14 protein-coding genes are annotated in these 16,435 nt (G+C 73.3%); 11 read left to right on the top strand and 3 right to left on the bottom strand.

The window, feature by feature from the left end; all coding sequences use genetic code 11:
- Window positions 1-88: 88 nt before the first annotated feature.
- The 10 genes from ACWCV9_RS13460 (at window position 89) to ACWCV9_RS13415 (ending at window position 9,553) form a co-directional block, all read left to right on the top strand.
- A complete protein-coding gene (locus ACWCV9_RS13460; protein ID WP_450786301.1) occupies window positions 89-889 on the top strand; it encodes a crotonase/enoyl-CoA hydratase family protein in 801 nt (266 codons plus the stop codon).
- Between the two features lie 14 nt (window positions 890-903).
- On the top strand, window positions 904-1,845 hold the full coding sequence (locus tag ACWCV9_RS13455) for a Zn-ribbon domain-containing OB-fold protein (RefSeq protein WP_450786300.1): 942 nt from the start codon (window positions 904-906) through the stop codon (window positions 1,843-1,845).
- Window positions 1,842-2,906, top strand: a complete 1,065-nt coding sequence (locus ACWCV9_RS13450; protein WP_450786298.1) for a thiolase domain-containing protein — start codon at window positions 1,842-1,844, stop codon at window positions 2,904-2,906. The genes ACWCV9_RS13455 and ACWCV9_RS13450 overlap by 4 nt, the downstream gene beginning before the upstream one ends.
- Entirely contained in the window at window positions 2,903-4,069 is a 1,167-nt protein-coding gene (locus tag ACWCV9_RS13445) for a thiolase domain-containing protein (RefSeq protein ID WP_450786297.1), read from the top strand. The genes ACWCV9_RS13450 and ACWCV9_RS13445 overlap by 4 nt, the downstream gene beginning before the upstream one ends.
- 93 nt (window positions 4,070-4,162) lie before the next feature.
- On the top strand, window positions 4,163-4,405 hold the full coding sequence (locus ACWCV9_RS13440; RefSeq protein ID WP_385841138.1) for a DUF397 domain-containing protein: 243 nt from the start codon (window positions 4,163-4,165) through the stop codon (window positions 4,403-4,405).
- A 118-nt stretch (window positions 4,406-4,523) separates the two neighbouring features.
- Window positions 4,524-5,423, top strand: a complete 900-nt coding sequence (locus ACWCV9_RS13435; protein WP_450786296.1) for a universal stress protein — start codon at window positions 4,524-4,526, stop codon at window positions 5,421-5,423.
- Window positions 5,424-5,487: 64 nt separating this feature from the next.
- Window positions 5,488-6,003 carry a hypothetical protein gene (locus ACWCV9_RS13430; protein WP_450786295.1) on the top strand — a complete coding sequence of 172 codons (516 nt, stop codon included), beginning with the start codon at window positions 5,488-5,490 and terminating at the stop codon, window positions 6,001-6,003.
- Window positions 6,004-6,181: 178 nt separating this feature from the next.
- Window positions 6,182-7,447, top strand: coding sequence for an extracellular catalytic domain type 1 short-chain-length polyhydroxyalkanoate depolymerase (locus ACWCV9_RS13425; protein ID WP_450786293.1), 1,266 nt, complete (start codon window positions 6,182-6,184; stop codon window positions 7,445-7,447).
- Between the two features lie 135 nt (window positions 7,448-7,582).
- On the top strand, window positions 7,583-8,998 hold the full coding sequence (locus tag ACWCV9_RS13420; RefSeq protein WP_450786291.1) for a tannase/feruloyl esterase family alpha/beta hydrolase: 1,416 nt from the start codon (window positions 7,583-7,585) through the stop codon (window positions 8,996-8,998).
- Between the two features lie 57 nt (window positions 8,999-9,055).
- Complete coding sequence (locus ACWCV9_RS13415; protein ID WP_385841133.1) at window positions 9,056-9,553, top strand: glycosyltransferase family protein; 498 nt, start codon at window positions 9,056-9,058, stop codon at window positions 9,551-9,553.
- 15 nt (window positions 9,554-9,568) lie between these two features.
- Here ACWCV9_RS13415 and ACWCV9_RS13410 read toward each other — a convergent pair whose 3' ends face one another.
- Together ACWCV9_RS13410 and ACWCV9_RS13405 are read right to left on the bottom strand one after the other, a co-directional pair.
- Window positions 9,569-11,539 carry an N-acetylmuramoyl-L-alanine amidase gene (locus ACWCV9_RS13410; protein ID WP_450786289.1) on the bottom strand — a complete coding sequence of 657 codons (1,971 nt, stop codon included), beginning with the start codon at window positions 11,537-11,539 and terminating at the stop codon, window positions 9,569-9,571.
- A gap of 321 nt (window positions 11,540-11,860) precedes the next feature.
- On the bottom strand, window positions 11,861-13,006 hold the full coding sequence (locus ACWCV9_RS13405; RefSeq protein ID WP_450786287.1) for an aminoglycoside phosphotransferase family protein: 1,146 nt from the start codon (window positions 13,004-13,006) through the stop codon (window positions 11,861-11,863).
- Between the two features lie 337 nt (window positions 13,007-13,343).
- On the opposite strand from ACWCV9_RS13405, the gene ACWCV9_RS13400 reads away from it, so the two are divergent.
- Window positions 13,344-14,837 carry a DNA-binding protein NsdB gene (locus tag ACWCV9_RS13400; RefSeq protein ID WP_450786285.1) on the top strand — a complete coding sequence of 498 codons (1,494 nt, stop codon included), beginning with the start codon at window positions 13,344-13,346 and terminating at the stop codon, window positions 14,835-14,837.
- A 51-nt stretch (window positions 14,838-14,888) separates the two neighbouring features.
- On the opposite strand, the gene ACWCV9_RS13395 is transcribed toward ACWCV9_RS13400, so the two are convergent.
- Complete coding sequence (locus ACWCV9_RS13395; RefSeq protein WP_450786284.1) at window positions 14,889-16,316, bottom strand: PP2C family protein-serine/threonine phosphatase; 1,428 nt, start codon at window positions 16,314-16,316, stop codon at window positions 14,889-14,891.
- Window positions 16,317-16,435 lie beyond the last annotated feature (119 nt).

The raw sequence follows: 16,435 nt of genomic DNA, 5'->3' as shown, positions 1-16,435 counted from the left end.
AATAAATCTGACTGACTGTCAGAAAACTCTTGAAGTGCCCCCTCGCCTCCTGCAACCTGTTCTCGTTCTCACCGAGGGGAGATGGCCCATGGGCGGGACCGAACACCTCACCGTGCAGCGCGAAGGCGCCACACTGGTGCTCACGCTCAACCGGCCCGACGCCAGGAACGCGCTCTCGCTTCCGATGCTCGTCGGCCTGTACGACGGCTGGATCGAGGCCGACGAGGACGACACCGTCCGCTCGATCGTGCTCACCGGGGCCGGCGGCGCCTTCTGCGCCGGCATGGACCTCAAGGCGCTGGCCGGCGACGGAATGCGGGGACAGCACCACCGCGACCGCCTCACGGCCGACCCCGACCTGCACTGGAAGGCCATGCTGCGCCACCACCGCCCGCGCAAACCGGTGATCGCCGCCGTCGAGGGGTACTGCGTCGCGGGCGGCACCGAGATCCTCCAGGGCACCGACATCCGGGTCGCGGGCGAGTCCGCGACCTTCGGCCTGTTCGAGGTGCGGCGCGGACTGTTCCCGATCGGCGGTTCCACCGTCCGGCTGCCCCGGCAGATCCCGCGCACCCACGCCCTGGAGATGCTGCTCACCGGCAGGCCCTACAGCGCCCGGGAGGCCGCCGCCATCGGACTGATCGGCCAGGTCGTCCCCGACGGCACCGCCCTCGCCAGGGCACTGGAGATCGCCGAGCGGATCAACGCCTGCGGCCCGCTCGCCGTCGAGGCCGTCAAGGCGTCGGTGTACGAGACCGCGGAGATGACGGAGAGCGACGGCCTCGCCGCCGAACTCGCCCGCGGCTGGCCGGTCTTCGACACCGCCGACGCCAAGGAAGGCGCCCGCGCCTTCGCGGAGAAGCGGCCCCCCGTCTTCAAGCGGGCCTGACCCGAGGAGCCCCGATGCCCGAAGTCCTCCAAGCGCCACTCGTCGTCGAGTTCCCCTTCACCCGCTCCCTCGGCCCCGTGCAGAGCGCCTTCCTCACCGGCCTGCGCGAACGCGTCGTCCTCGGCGTGCGGACCAGCGCCGGACGCACCCTGGTCCCACCCGTCGAGTACGACCCCGAGACCGCCGCGGAACTGCGCGAGCTGGTCGAGGTCGCCCCCACCGGGACCGTCACCACCTGGGCCTGGAACCACGCACCCCGCCGCGGCCAACCCCTCGGCACCCCCTTCGCCTGGGTCCTGGTCCGGCTCGACGGCGCCGACACCGCCCTGCTGCACGCCCTCGACGCCCCCGGCCCCGACGCCGTCCGCACCGGCATGCGGGTCCGCGTCCGCTGGGCCGCCCAACGCACCGGCGCCATCACCGACATCGCCTGCTTCGAGCCGTACGACGGCGCACCCGCGGAAACCGGCGGCCGCACCGGCGCCTTCGACAACCCGGTCACCGGGATCGTCGCCCCCGCCCGGCTCGACTACACCTACGCGCCCGGCCGCGCCCAGTCCGCCTACCTCGAGGCCCTCGCGGGACGGCGGATCGTCGGCGAACGCTGCCCGGTCTGCCGCAAGGTCCACGTCCCCCCGAGGGCCGCCTGCCCCACATGTGGGGTCGCCACAGCAGAACAGGTCGAAGTGGGTCCCCGGGGCACAGTCACCACCTTCTGCATCGTCAACATCAAGGCGAAGAACCTCGACATCGAGGTCCCCTACGTCTACGCCCACATCGCCCTCGACGGCGCCGACCTCGCCCTGCACGCCCGGATCGGCGGCATCCCCTACGACCAGGTGCGCATGGGCCTCAGGGTGGAGCCGGTGTGGGCCGAGGGCGCCCGCCACCCCGACCACTACCGGCCCACCGGGGAGCCCGACGCGGACTACGAGACGTACAAGGAGCTGCTGTGAGCGCCCGCACGCCCCGAAGGGACATCGCCGTCGTCGCCTTCGCACAGACCGACCACCGCGGCTCCAGCGCCGACTCCTCCGAGGTGGAGATGGTGATGCCGGTCCTGCACGAGGTGCTGGACCGGACCGGGCTGAAGACCGCCGACATCGGTTTCACCTGCTCCGGCTCCAGCGACTACCTGGCCGGCCGAGCCTTCTCCTTCACCCTCGCCCTGGACGGCGTCGGCGCCTGGCCGCCGATCTCCGAGTCCCACGTCGAGATGGACGGCGCCTGGGCCCTGTACGAGGCCTGGGTCAAACTCCTCACCGGCGACGCGGACACCGCGCTCGTGTACGCCTACGGCAAGTCCTCGCCCGGCTCGCTGCGCGACGTGCTCACCCGCCAGCTCGACCCGTACTACCTGGCCCCGCTGTGGCCCGACGCCGTGGCCCTCGCCGCCCTCCAGGCACAGGCCCTCATCGACGCCGGGGAGACCGACGAGCACGCCCTCGCCGCCGTCGGCGCCCGCAGCCGCGCCGACGCCGCGGCCAACCCGCACGCCCAGCTCAAGGGCGACGTTCCGCACGGCGACTACGTCGTACGGCCACTGCGCACCGGCGACTGCCCGCCGGTCGGCGACGGCGCCGCCGCGGTCATCCTCGCGGCGGGGGAGCGGGCCCGCGACCTGTGTGCGCGGCCCGCCTGGATCCGCGGCCTCGACCACCGCGTCGAGGCGCACGGGCCCGGCGTCCGCGACCTCACCGACTCGCCCTCCACCCGGCTGGCCGCCGAGCGGTCCGGCGCCTTCGAACGGCCCGTCGACACCGCCGAGCTGCACGCCCCCTTCGCCTCCCAGGAAGTGATCCTGCGCAAGGCGCTCCGCCTCGGCGACGACGTCCGCGTCAACCCCTCCGGCGGAGCGCTCGCCGCCAACCCGGTCATGGCCGCCGGACTGATCCGCATCGGCGAGGCCGCCGCCCGCATCCACCGCGGCGACTCCGACCGCGCCCTCGCCCACGCCACCTCCGGCCCCTGCCTCCAGCAGAACCTGGTCGCCGTACTCGAAGGGGAGCCCCGATGAGCAAGGAGCCCGTGGCCGTCACCGGGATCGGCCAGACCAGGCACGTGGCCGCCCGCCGGGACGTGTCGATCGCCGGTCTCGTCCGGGAGGCCGCCCAGCGCGCCCTGGCGGACGCCGAGCTGAACTGGGCCGACGTCGATGCCGTGGTCGTCGGCAAGGCGCCCGACTTCTTCGAGGGCGTGATGATGCCCGAGCTGTACCTCGCCGACGCGCTCGGCGCCGTCGGCAAGCCCCTGCTGCGGGTGCACACGGCCGGCTCCGTCGGCGGGTCCACCGCACTCGTCGCCGCGAGCCTGGTCGCCGCCCGTGTCCACGGCACGGTCCTCACCGTCGCCTTCGAAAAGCAGTCCGAGTCCAACGCGATGTGGGGCCTGTCCCTGCCGATCCCCTTCCAGCAGCCGCTGCTCGCCGGGGCCGGCGGCTTCTTCGCCCCGCACGTGCGCGCGTACATGCGACGCAGCGGCGCCCCCGACACCATCGGCTCCCTCGTCGCCTACAAGGACCGGCGCAACGCCCTGCGCAACCCCTACGCCCACCTCCACGAACACGACATCACCCTGGAGAAGGTCCAGGCCTCGCCCATGCTGTGGGACCCCGTCCGCTACTCCGAGACCTGCCCCTCCTCCGACGGCGCCTGCGCCATGGTCCTCACCGACCGGGCCGGAGCCGCCCGCGCGCCCCGGCCGCCCGCCTGGCTGCTCGGCGGCGCCATGCGCAGCGAACCCACGCTCTTCGCCGGCAAGGACTTCGTCTCCCCGCGGGCCGGCCGGGACTGCGCCGCCGACGTCTACCGGCAGGCCGGCATCACCGACCCGCGCCGCGACATCGACGCCGTCGAGATGTACGTGCCGTTCTCCTGGTACGAGCCCATGTGGCTGGAGAACCTCGGCTTCGCCGCGGAGGGCGAGGGCTGGAAGCTCACCGAGTCCGGCGTCACCGAACTCGACGGCGACCTGCCGGTCGACATGTCGGGCGGCGTCCTGTCCGCCAACCCCATCGGCGCCTCCGGGATGATCCGCTTCGCCGAGGCCGCCCTCCAGGTGCGCGGCCAGGCCGGCGAGCACCAGGTGGACGGCGCGCGCAAGGTCCTCGGGCACGCCTACGGCGGCGGCGCCCAGTTCTTCGCCATGTGGCTCGTGGGCGCCGAACCGCCCGACTCCTGAACGCCGCGCGAAAACCCTCCTCACATGGCCTGTCGGCCGTAGGGACCGGTCGCTAGGCTGGCCCGCGGACGACGAACCGGGAGGAGCACGGACGTGGCCGAGAGCACCATCCAGCAGCACCCGCTCATGGGCTGGGACAAGCCGGAGCTGGACCTCAGCAACGCCGAGTGGCAGTCCAGCAGCCGAGGGCTGGGCGATGTCCAGATCGCATTCGTCGAGGGGTTCATCGCGATGCGCAACAGCGGCCGCCCGGAGAGTCCTTCACTCATCTTCACCCCGGCCGAGTGGGGCGCCTTCGTCTCCGGCGCACGGGAGGGCGAGTTCGACCTCACCTGAACGACCGGTTGTTCCCGCCGTAAATCCGGGACACGCGACCGCGGCGCCCCGCCGGGACCCGCCCCTGAGCGAGGCTGGCCCCAGCAAGGGGAAGGTCGTGCTCCGGAGGTGAGGAACGATGAGCGCTGCGCCGGTCGTCGCCGCGGTCGACGGGTCCGAGGACAGCCTGCGCGCCCTGGACTGGGCCCTGGACGCGGCCCGGCGCCGCGAGGCACCGCTGCGCGTGGTGCACGTACGGCAGTACGCCGCCTGGGGCCAGGCCGACGTGCTGGTCACTGGGGTGCCCGAGGCTGAGCAGGACCCGGTCCTGGACGAGGCGCGCGCCCGGCTGGACCGCAGCACCGGTGTCCCCGCCGTGCAGTACGGGTCCCTGGAGGGGGCGCCGGGCGCGGTGCTGCCCGGACTCGGCGCCGAGGCACAGCTGTTGGTGCTCGGCTCCCGGGGCCGCGGCGGCTTCACCAGCCTGCTGCTCGGCTCCAACGGGCTCGCCGCCGCCCGGGACGCCCAGTGCCCGGTGGTCGTCGTGCCCCGGCCGGGACGCGCGGTGCACGGCGAGGGGCCGGCCGAGCCCGGGCCCCGGGTGGTGGTCGGGCTGCACGCCGACAGCCCCGACGAGTCCGTCCTCTCCTTCGCCTTCGCCGAGGCCGCCCTGCGCGCGGCCCGGGTGCAGGTCATCGCCGCCTACCCGTGGCCCGCCCAGACCTGGGCCGCTCCGGGCCAGTTCGTGCCCGCCCTCGACCAGGAGGCCGTCGCCCGCGAGACCCGGGCCCTCGCCGAGGGGTTCCTCGCCGCCCACCGCGACCGGCACCCCGGCGTCCGGGCCGACACCGAGGCCCTCGCCGGGAACGCCGCCGGACATCTCGTCGCCGCGTCCGAGGACGCCGAACTCGTCGTCGTCGGCCGGCACCGCCGCCGGCTGCTCGCCCCGGCCCGCATGCTGGGCTCCGTCACCCAGGCCGTCCTCCTCCACGCGGCAAGCCCGGTCGCGGTGGTCCCACCCGGACCCCCGGAGGGCTGAGCAGCGCCCCAGCCTTCCTGGACATATATGAAGGCAACGGGAAAAGAGAACTGAAAGGCACACCATGAACAGAGCGCACCGCTGGACCACCGCGCTGGTCGGCACGGTCGGCGCGGCCCTGGCGGCCGCCGGCCCCGTGATGCTGGTACGCGGCCGACTGGGCCGTAAGGAGATCCGCGCCGAACTGGCCGCACAGAAGATCAGCTTCCCCCGCCACGGACTCCCGGCCCGCCTCGCCCCCTTCGCCGGCCAGAGCGTGCAGACCGGCCCCCAGGCGCACGCCTACGCCCAGCTCATCAAGGACCATGTCGTCCAGGCGACCGGCGGCCGCACCTACGCCGAGATCACCGAAGAGCTGCACACCAGCGGCGGCGACGACGAGAAGCTCACCCAGCTGCGCCAGACCGCCTTCATGGGCGAGACACTGCGCGGCTCCCTGCTGAGCGCCTATCAGGCCTGGCACCTGACCACACTGGTCACGGGGCTGGGCGGGGCACTGACCGGCCTCGGCGTGGCACTGCTGGCCGCGGCCGGCACCGCGGGTGCGCGCCCGCCGGCGCCCCGGGACACCCGGCGGTAGCAGAGCGGCCGACAGCCCGCAATCCCTTCGACGGCGACCGGCGTCCCAACGGCTGTGGGGCGCCACGCCATGGCGTCCGGACCAGCCTGAACCTACGGTTCCGCCACACCCGGCGCTCCCGCCCGCGGCCGACCGCACGGGAGCCACCGGGACTTCGCACGCCACCGAAGGAGCCGCCATGTCCCAGCCCGCGTCCCGGAAAACACCCGGAGCACCTCCGCCGGCCCGCCTCCCGCTCCTGCTGTCCCGGCTGCTCGCCCTGGTCGCCGTCGTCCTCGCCACCGCCCTCACCGGCCCCGTGCCCGCCGCCCACGCCGCCGTCTCCCTCACCCGGGTCGGCGACTTCGGCTCCAACCCGGGCGCGCTCACCATGTACGTGTACCGGCCCGCCTCCCTGCCGGAGCACCCGGCGGTGGTCGTGGCCCTGCACGGCTGCACCCAGAACGCCCAGGTCTACGCCGACAACTCAGGACTGCCCCGACTCGCCGACCGCGACGGCTTCCTGCTGGTGCTCGCGGAGACCAGCACCGCCAACAACCCCAGCCAGTGCTTCAACTGGTTCCAGAGCACAGACAACCGGCGCGGCCAGGGCGAGGCCCTCTCCATCCGGCAGATGGTGAGCGAGGCCGTCACCGCGTACGGCGCCGACCCCCAGCGGGTCTACGTCACCGGGCTGTCCGCCGGCGGCGCCATGACCGCGGTGATGCTGGCCACCTACCCCGACGTCTTCTCCGCCGGCGCGGTCGTCGCCGGGCTGCCGTACGACTGCACCAAGGACAACAGCCCCTACACCTGCATGAACCCCGGCGTCGACCTCGGCCCGGACACCTGGGCCCAGCGGGTGCGCGACGCCTACCCGTCGTACCAGGGCCCCTGGCCGCGCGCCGCGATCTGGTACGGCGACCAGGACACCACCGTCGTCCCGCGCAACGCCACCGAACTGCGCGACCAGTGGACCGCGCTGCACGGCCTGTCCCAGATCCCCACCCGCACCACGTCCATCGGGCCGGACGCGACCCGGCAGGACCAGTACCTGGCCGCCGACGGCAGCGTCGCCGTGGAGGTCGACCGGGTCCCCGGCATCGGCCACGGCACCCCCGTCGATCCCGGCACCGGCACCGCACAGTGCGGCAGCACCGGAGCCCCGTACTTCCTCGGCTCGATCTGCTCCAGCTACTGGATCGCCCGCTTCTTCGGCCTGGACACCTCCGACCCGGGTGGCTCCGGCGGCGGCTCCGGCGGTTCGGGCGGCGGCAGCACCGCCGCCTGCTGGACGGCGAGCAACTACGACCAGGTGCGGGCCGGACGTGCCACCACCAGCGGCGGCTCCACCTACGCCAAGGGATCCCAGCAGAACATGGGTCTCTACAACACGTTCGTCACCCACACCCTGAAGGAATCACCCACGGGTTACTACACCATCGCGGACGGCGGCTGCCCCTGACGCGCCGTCAGTCGCCGCCAGACATAGGGGCCGACCACGGTCCAGGGGCCGCCGTCATAGCGGCCTCACACATGTCCGCCGCACCCACCACGCCCCTAACCTCCAGCGCGTCCACCCATCGCCGGAGGAACCCACATGCCCATCCCGCCACCGGCCCGGCCGAGACGCCGAGCCGCACTGCACGCCCTGTCGCTCGCCGCGGCCTGCCTGCTCCTGACCACCCCGGCCACCGCGGCGCCCGCCGACCCGCCGGACGGCCACTGCGCCGGCCGCGCCCTGCTCACCGTGCCCGGCGCCGCCCGTCAGCAGGCCGACTGCCTGGACGAGCTGACCACCGCCGGGACCGTGGCCTCCGGCCACACCGATCCGGCCGACTACGCCGGCCTCACCCCCAAGGACCTGCCCACCCCCAGCGGTGTGCCCGGCATCCAGATCGACGGCTACTTCCCGGACACCTCCACCACCAACACCCACCACGGCTGGAACCACGACTCCCAGTTCGTCATCCGCCTGCCCGACCGCTGGAACGGCGGCCTGGTGGTCGCCGGCACCCCCGGCAACCGGGCGCAGTACGCCAACGACCGGGCCATCGCCGACTGGGTGCTCGCCCGGGGCTACGCCTACGCCGCCACCGACAAGGGCAACACCGGCACGGCCTTCTACCGCGACGGCCGCCGGCCCGGCGACGCCGTCGCCGAATGGAACACCCGCCTCACCCAGCTCACCCGTGCGGCCCGCGCCGTCGTCACCCAGCGCTACCACCGGCCCCCCGCCCGCACCCTCGCCACCGGCCTGTCGAACGGCGGCTACCTGGTGCGCTGGCAACTGGAGAACCACCCCGAGTTGTACGACGGGGGAGTGGACTGGGAAGGCACCCTGTGGCGGGCCGACGGCCCCAACCTGCTCACCTTCCTGCCGACCGCACTGCGCGACTACCCGGCCTACGCCGCCGGCGGCCCCGGCGCGGCCACCGCCGAGGCCGCCCTGCACCGCGCGGGCTTCCCGGCCGGCTCGGAGTTCCTGTGGCCGTACCACCACCGCGTCTACTGGGACCTCACCCAGCGCATCTACCGGGAGGAGTTCGACCCCGGCTACGACGGCCCGGCCGAGGCCGGCACCCCCTACTGCGCCTCCGGCACCCCCGGCTGCGACGCCGACTACGACTACGCGGCCCGCCCCGCCGCCGTGCACCGGGCCGTGCTCCGCGTCGCCCTGACCGGACGCATCGGCAAGCCCCTGATCACCCTCCAGGGCACCCTCGACACACTGCTGCCGATCAGCGAGGACTCGGACGTCTACGCCCGGATGGTGCACGCGGCCGGACGCGACGCGCTGTTCCGCTACTACCGCATCGAGGGCGGCACCCACACCGACTCCCTGGCCGACGCCTTCCCCGACCGGCTCCGCCCCATGGTGCCCTGCCACCACTCGGCCTTCGAGGCCCTGGAGGACTGGCTCACCGGCACCGCCCGCCCACCCGCCGGCCACACGGTCCCCCGCCCGCCCACCGCCACCCCGGCCACCCTGCTGACCAGCTGCCCCCTCCGATAGCCCACCTCCGGGTGCCCGCAGGTCTCCCCGTGCAGTCCGGGCACGTACCATGGCCGCATGTCGTTCCTCCGCCGCCGCAGCGCCACTCCTGCCGGACCCGACTTCGACGTGCTGGCCATGGACCCGGGCGACTGGCCGGGCAACCTCGGTGCGGGCCTGCTGCCCGCCCCCGACGGCACCTGCCAGGGTGTCTTCCTGCGCTACGACCTCTTCGGCGGCCGCGGCCCCGCGATGATCATCGGCAATCTCCCCGAGGGCTCCCCGGCCCGCGAGGTCGCCGAGGGCGAGATCCCCTTCGAGGTGGGCCAGCTGCTGCTGGCGCTGGAGAACGACGAAGAGGTCACCGTCTCCGGCATCGAGGACACCCCGGTCCTCCAGGGCGACAACCTCCTCATCGTGCGCCGGCTGAAGCTGTCCGAGTCGCGGATCTCCTGCGTGCAGTTCGACCGCAGCGATGGCGTCCTCGTCACCATCGCCGCCTGGGACCGCCCCATCACCGACGACCTGTACGCCCTGCTGAAGCCGCTCCCGGCGGAGCTGTTCCAGCAGGGCTGAGGCCCCAGGGCGCCGTCAGCCGGCCGATCCCTCGAGCGTCACGTCGGCGGCGCGCACGAACGCCACCCGGTGGCCGTACTGGATCTCGTAGTACAGGTCCTTGCCCACCACGACCCGGTGCGAGTCGGTGGTGAAGGTGACCGAGTAGTCGTACTCGCCCGGCACCTCGTCACCGACCACGTACCGCTGCCCGGCCGGCAGGGTGTACGGCAGCGCCACCACCGACTGGGCGGGGACCCCCGCCGGGTACGCGGCCTTCTCCGGGTAGGCCCTGCCGTACACCGGGACGGCGGTCAGACCGTCCTTCGGGGTGATCGTCAGCCCCTCGGCGGGCACCGCCGCCGGCTGACCGGGCGGGTTCTCGAACCAGGCCTTCTGGCCGAGGTACCAGATCGCCGTCCAGTCGCCCCAGCGGTCGGCGACCGCGTACTGCTGGCCGGTGGAGACCCGCGAGGACAGATCGTTGACGTCGGTGGTCGGGTCCTTGCCGAAGCCGATGTCCTTGACCAGCGGCGCACTGGTGTCATGGTCCGTGTAGAGCCGCACCTCGCTGGAACCGTGCGCGGTGCAGGCCACGCCCGAGGCGGTGCAGCCCGTGTACGGGGGCTGGTTGGCGGAGTAGTCCGGCAGGATCGTCACCATGCCGGAGCTGCGGCCCCCGGCGCGCTTGAAGGGGTGGCCCAGCAGCTCGAAGTAGTGCCGCCAGTCCCAGTAGGGGCCGGGGTCGGTGTGCATGCCGGGGATGGACGCCGCGGTCGGACCGGGCACGTTCTCGTGGCCCAGGATGTGCTGCCGGTCCAGCGGAATGCCGTACCGCTCGGAGAGATAGCGCACCAGCCGTGCCGAGGACCGGTACATCGCCTCCGTGTACCAGGCGTCCGGGGCGGCGAGGAAGCCCTCGTGCTCGATGCCGACCGAGGCGCCGTTGATGTACCAGTTGCCGGCGTGCCAGGCGACGTCCTTGCCCTTGACATGCTGGGCGATCAGACCGTCGGTGGAGCGGATCGTGTAGTTCCAGGACACATAGGTGGGGTCCTGGACCAGGTTCAGCACACCGTCCCAGGTGCCCTCGGTGTCATGGATGACGATGTATCTGACGCGCTGTGAGAGCGGTCGGTCGCCCAGGTCGTGGTTGCCGTAGTCGTTGTCGCCGAACTGGGCGTACGGCGCCGGGACCCACTCGCAGGACACCGACTCCGGGCACTCGGTGTCGTCCGACCTGACCGTGCGCAGGCCGATACGTTTCAGCTGGGCGGTGTCCGGGGTCAGCCGCGGCTGGGCGGCGAGGGCCATCAGCTGGCCGTCGTCGGTGACGCGCTCCTCGCCGGTGCGCAGCACGTCGTACACGTCGTTCGCGTACGCCGCCGCGGTCGCCGTGTCGTCGGCGCCGGAGAAACGGGCCACCGCGCCGTACCAGTCGGCCGGGTCGGGGCTCAGCGGCTCGCCCAGCCGTCGCTGCGCGTCGGCGAGCAGGGCCGCACCGCCGGCCACGTTCGCCGCCGGGTCGGTGCGCAGCCGCGAGGCCGGGACGCCGGTCAGCTCGGCCGCCCGCGGCAGCGTCCTGAGCCGGGCCGGGAGCGCGGATTCGGACGGCACCCTGACGCCGGGGTGCAGGGCGGCGCGGGCGGTGTCGCCGCGGGCGTCCTCGCTGCCCTCCGCGAAGTGCTCGGTGGTGGCGAGGGCGGTCCGGGCGTCGGTGAGGTGCATGGGGCCGTAACCGCCCGTCACGCTGGGCGCGCCGGCGTGCCGGTCCCAGCGGGACTGGAGGTAGGAGACCGCCAGCAGGACGCTCGGCGGCACGTGGTACTCGGCGGCCGCGGCGGTGAACGCGTGCTGGAGGCGGCCCGCGGAGGCCGTCGTGGCGTGCGCGGCCGGAGCCGCGCCGAGCAGCGGCAGGAGCAGGGCCGCAGAGGCGAGCGGGACAGCGGTCCGCCGCAGGCGTCTGTGGCCGGGGGCGGATGTGGGATCGGTGGCGGAACCTCGCAATGCGGCCTCCTGTGACGGGCGGGCGTGGCGAAGCGTGCGGCGCCGAGCTGGGTCAGTGGTACCGGCTGGCCGACGATCCGTCAATCATGCCGTCACAGTGGCGATTTCCCACGTCACGGAGGGTTTTCGGCGAGTTTCGCGGCGGCGGTGCGCGGGCCTGGGCGGCGTCAGAGGCGTACACCTGTGGGTGCCGCGCCGGAACTCGCCCGAACGGCCGCGGCCCGATTCGCACGGAAGGCGGAACGCGAGCGAATCGGGTGGGAGCACACGAGGGTCCGCGGTGCGCCGCCGCTCTGGCGCACCGCGGACCCTCCTTCCCCGTCAGCGAGTGCCGACGGCCGCGCGGACGGCCTTGCGTGCCGTCTGGGCGTCGTCGTGCAGCCGCCGCAGCAGCAGTCGCTGTTCCTCGCCGGACGGCGCGGCTCCCGGGTGGGCCGGGCCCGCTGCCGCCGGGGCCGACTCGTGCATCGAACGCTGCACGGCCGTCTCGTAGGTGCGGATCTCCCGGGTCAGCAGGAGCATCAGATTCACCAGGAAGGCGTCCCGGGAGGCCGGTCCCGCCGACTGGGCGATCTGGCTGATCTGCCGCCGGGCCGCCGGCGCGTCCCCGAGGACCAGCCACAGCGTCGCCAGGTCGTAACCCGGCAGGTACCAGCCCGCGTGTTCCCAGTCCACCAGCACTGGACCGGCCGGTGAGAGAAGGATGTTCGACAGCAGGGCGTCGCCGTGGTTGAACTGGAGCATGCCGTGCCGCCCCACCTCGTGGGCGATGCCGTGCAGCAGCTTTTGCAGGTCGCCGAGGTCCCGGTCGGTGAGCAGGCCCAGATCGTGGTAGCGGGTGATCCGGGCGCCGTAGTCCAGCGGCATGTCGAAGGTGCCCGCGGGCGGCCGCCAGGCGTTCACCCGGCAGACCGCGCCCAGCGCGGTCCGGATGTCCGTCCGGGGCGGTGCCTCCGTCGGATGCCGCTGGAAGGCCACCGGCCGGCCCGGCATCCGCTCGATCACCAGGGTGCAGTTGTCCGGATCCGCCGCGATCAGCCGGGGCACACGGACCGGGGGCCGGTGCCGGACGAACGAGCGGTATGCGGCTATTTCGTGGCGGCTCCGCTCCGCCCAGGCCGGTGACTGGTCCAGCAGGCACTTGGCGACGGCCGTGCTCCGCCCGGTCGTCCCGACGAGGAGGACGGACCGTCCGTTCCGCCGTAGGACCTGCACCGGAGCGAACTCGGGGCAGATCCGGTGCACCGCGGCGATCGCGGTGCGCAGCTGCGCGCCCTGCGGGCCCGACAGGTCGAGTCTTCCGCTGAGCGGTTGGGTGCCGGGCTGACCCGGGATCCGCCGGGGCCGGCCCACGACCGGGACGGGGCCGCCCGGCCGTGCCGCCGGGTCGAGGAACGGTCCGCCGCCCGCCGGGCGGGTGCGCAGCGGCCGGGTCGGGGCGGACACGGAGGACGATGCTGCGTACATGGGAGATACAGATCCCTTCGTGTGCCTGCGGTGCCTGCCTGAACGTCCGAGCGGACCTCCGCACCGAACGCTGTGCGGAGCTCCGTGCGGAACTCCGTGCGCGCAACCCGTCCCGGTCGCCCGGGCACACCCTGGGGAATGTGCCCGTCATATGCCGCCCTGCCGTCTTTCCGATATCTCGGAGAGGACGGGCGACCGGGTCGGGGTGGCGCTTTCCTACCTGACACCCGATGGCCAGTGGCACACCATCTGGCGGACCCTGGCGAAGCGTGGCGAATAGTCGCCCGGCAACCTCCGCGGGGCTACTGTCAACTCAGCCGAGAACCTGGGGGCTTGAGTGAGCGGACAACCCAACACCCGACTGTCGGACCTGTTCGGCCTGGCCGGCTGGTCGAAAGGCGAGCTCGCGAGACTGGTCAACAAGCAGGCGGCGGCCATGGGCCACCCCCAGCTGTCGACCGACACCTCGCGGGTGCGGCGGTGGATCGACATGGGAGAGATCCCGCGCGATCCGGTGCCGCGGGTGCTGGCGGCGCTGTTCACCGAGCGACTCGGCCGTGTCGTGACCATCGAGGACCTCGGTCTGGTACGGCACGGGCGTGCAGGGAAACGGCAGGGCGACGGGATCGAGGAACACCCCGACGGTATGCCGTGGGCGCCCGAACGGACCGCCGCGGTCCTCACCGAATTCACGGGAATGGACCTCATGCTCAACCGACGCGGCTTGGTGGGCGCGGGTGCCGCGCTCGCCGCGGGATCCACACTCAGCAGCGCCATGTACGACTGGCTGCACACCGACCCGGCCCTCAAGGCCGACGCCCCTGTCCTCGACGACCCGCTGCACGCCGACCCCGCTGGGTTCGACCGCTATGAGGCCGCCCCCATCGGATCGCAGGAGATCGAGGAGCTGGAGCGCTCGGTCGAGGTGTTCCGCGCCTGGGACGCGGCCCGTGGCGGCGGTCTGCAACGCAAGGCGGTGGTCGGTCAGCTCAACGAGGTGGGCGGCATGCTCGCCTACCACCACCCACCCCATCTCCAGCGCCGCCTGTGGGGCGTCGCCGCCAACCTCGCCGTCCTCGCGGGCTGGATGTCGCACGACGTCGGCCTGGAGCCCACGGCGCAGAAGTACTTCGTCATCGCGGCCCACGCCGCCCGCGAGGGCGGGGACCGGCCGCGGGCCGGCGAGGCGCTGTCCCGGGCCGCCCGGCAGATGGTGCACCTGGGCCGGCCGGACGACGCGCTGGACCTGATGAAGCTCGCCCAGTCCGGTGCCGGGGACCGCCTCCAGCCCCGCACCAAGGCGATGTTCCACACCATCGAGGCCTGGGCGCAGGCGTCGATGGGCAAGGGCCAGGCGATGCGCCGCACGCTCGGGCAGGCGGAGGACATGTTCGTCGCCGACCGGGGCGACGGGGAACCGCTGGACTGGATGCAGACCTTCAAGGACGAGGACCTGTACGGCATGCAGGCCCTGGCCTACCGCACGCTGGCCGAGTTCGACCCCGGAGCGGCCGTGCACGCCCAGTACTACGCGGAGAAGGCGCTGGCGCTCCGGGTGGACGGGCGGGAGCGGTCGAAGATCTTCGACCATCTCTCCATGGCCTCGGCCTGCTTCATCGCCGACGACCCGGAACAGGCCTACCGGTACGCCCGGCTGGCCCTGATGTCGATGGGCTCGAACTCCTCGCGGCGCACCTGGGACCGGCTGCGCCAGATGTACCGGCTGAGCGCGGAGTACTCCGGCTACCCGAAGATCCATGAACTGCGGGAGGAGATCAGGCTCGCCCTGCCGAAGCCGCGGCAGAAGGGTGACAACAGCGCACAGGCGTGAGCGCACGGGCGCAGGGAGCCCGTGCGCCGTCGGACCGGCGGGCGGCTCGGCTCAGCCCGTCACCCTGACGACGAGCACACACGCGTCGTCCTCGCGTCCGGCGCCGCCGAACTCCTCCACGACCGTCCGCACACAGTCCCGCGCGGTGCGCGCCGCGCCGAACCGTGGGGCGAGGCCGAGCAACCGGTCCATGGCAGCCGGCCCGCCGTGGTCCGGGACGAGTCCATCGGTGTGCAGCAGCAGCAGATCGCCGGGTTCGAGGGTGACCTCGGCCTGTCCGTATGCGGCGCCCGAGGTGGCGCCGAGCAGCACGCCGTCCGGCGCGTTCAGCACGCACCCCGTTCCGTCGCGGTACAGCAGCGGGGCGGGGTGTCCTGCCTGCGCCCAGACGAGGGTGCCGGTCCCGGGGTGGTAGCGGCAGCAGACGGCGCTGCCGAGGGCTGGTTGCACGGTGGTGTCGAGTAACTGGTTGAGCAGGGTGAGGAGCTGCCCGGGGCGGGCGCCGGACATGGCCATGCCGCGTACGGCGCCGAGCAGCATCGCCATGTTCGAGGCGACGGCCACGCCATGGCCGGTGAGGTCGCCGACGCTCAGCAGTGTCTCGCCGCCGGGCAGCTCCAGCGCGTCGTACCAGACCCCGCCGATCAGGGTCTCGGTCGCGGCCGGCAGGCGGTGGGCGGCGAGGTCGAGGGTGCCCGGGCCCTGGTGCGGGAGTTGCAGGGAGCCGCGCCAGGGCGGCAGCACGGCCTCGCGCAGCTCGTCGGCGATCCGGTGCTCGGTCTGCCGCTCGCCGCGCTGCCGGTGCAGGGAGTCACGGGTCTCGCGCACCGCCCGCTGGGTGCGGCGCAGCTGGCTGACGTCCCGCAGGACGGCCCACATGGAGGTCGTGCTGCCGTCGGCGCCGAGCACCGGCTCGCTCATCATGTGCACGGTCCGCACCGAGGCGTCGGGCCGTACGATCCGGAACTCGCCGTCGATCGGCCTGGCGTCGACCAGGCAGTCCGTCACCATAGCGGTGAGCTTCGGCCGGTCCTCCTCCAGGACCAGGGAGGGAAGTTCGTCCAGGGTGAGGGCGGGCGAGAGCGGGTCGCGGCCGAGGATCCGGTACAGCTCCCCGGACCAGGTGGCCTCGTCGGTGAGCAGGTTCCACTCCGCGCTGCCGACCCGGCTGAGCAGCGATCCGCGGGGGGTGCCGGCGGCCGGCGCGGCGCCGGGGGAGCCGGCGGGGGCGGGCGGGACCGGCTCCGGGCCGTCGCGGAGCTGGGCCAAGTGGGCGTCGAGGTCGTCGAGTTGGTGCAGCGCAAGGTCGTACAGGGCGCGCTGCCAGCGTTCCTCCGGGTCCGCACCGTCGCTCCGGGTGTCCCGCCGTACGGCGTCCACCTCGCCCTTGAGCCGCCGCGCCTGCCTTATCAGCGCTTCGACCGAGCCGCGTCCGGGCGGCTGGGCGGCTGGGCGGTCCGCGGAGACTGGGGACGGCATGACGCACTCCGATGGGGGAGGTTGGCGGCGGGAGGGACGGGGACCGCTACGACTGTCGCACAGCCGGCGACGCGCCGTAAGGGATTTGGCACCACACGATACGGCGATGCTTCCGGCAT

The sequence above is a fragment of the Streptomyces sp. NPDC001606 genome, from assembly GCF_053596835.1.
This window is presented reverse-complemented; position numbering and strand designations above follow the sequence as displayed.

Excerpts from the sequence above, each read along its gene's own strand:
- ACWCV9_RS13445 (WP_450786297.1), top strand. The coding sequence starts at position 2,903 with ATGAGCAAGGAGCCCGTGGCCGTCACCGGGATCGGCCAGACCAGGCAC.
- ACWCV9_RS13430 (WP_450786295.1), top strand. The coding sequence starts at position 5,488 with ATGAACAGAGCGCACCGCTGGACCACCGCGCTGGTCGGCACGGTCGGC.
- ACWCV9_RS13435 (WP_450786296.1), top strand. The coding sequence starts at position 4,524 with ATGAGCGCTGCGCCGGTCGTCGCCGCGGTCGACGGGTCCGAGGACAGC.
- ACWCV9_RS13425 (WP_450786293.1), top strand. The coding sequence starts at position 6,182 with ATGTCCCAGCCCGCGTCCCGGAAAACACCCGGAGCACCTCCGCCGGCC.
- ACWCV9_RS13420 (WP_450786291.1), top strand. The coding sequence starts at position 7,583 with ATGCCCATCCCGCCACCGGCCCGGCCGAGACGCCGAGCCGCACTGCAC.
- ACWCV9_RS13455 (WP_450786300.1), top strand. The coding sequence starts at position 904 with ATGCCCGAAGTCCTCCAAGCGCCACTCGTCGTCGAGTTCCCCTTCACC.
- ACWCV9_RS13395 (WP_450786284.1), bottom strand. The coding sequence starts at position 16,316 with ATGCCGTCCCCAGTCTCCGCGGACCGCCCAGCCGCCCAGCCGCCCGGA.
- ACWCV9_RS13405 (WP_450786287.1), bottom strand. The coding sequence starts at position 13,006 with ATGTACGCAGCATCGTCCTCCGTGTCCGCCCCGACCCGGCCGCTGCGC.
- ACWCV9_RS13460 (WP_450786301.1), top strand. The coding sequence starts at position 89 with ATGGGCGGGACCGAACACCTCACCGTGCAGCGCGAAGGCGCCACACTG.
- ACWCV9_RS13415 (WP_385841133.1), top strand. The coding sequence starts at position 9,056 with ATGTCGTTCCTCCGCCGCCGCAGCGCCACTCCTGCCGGACCCGACTTC.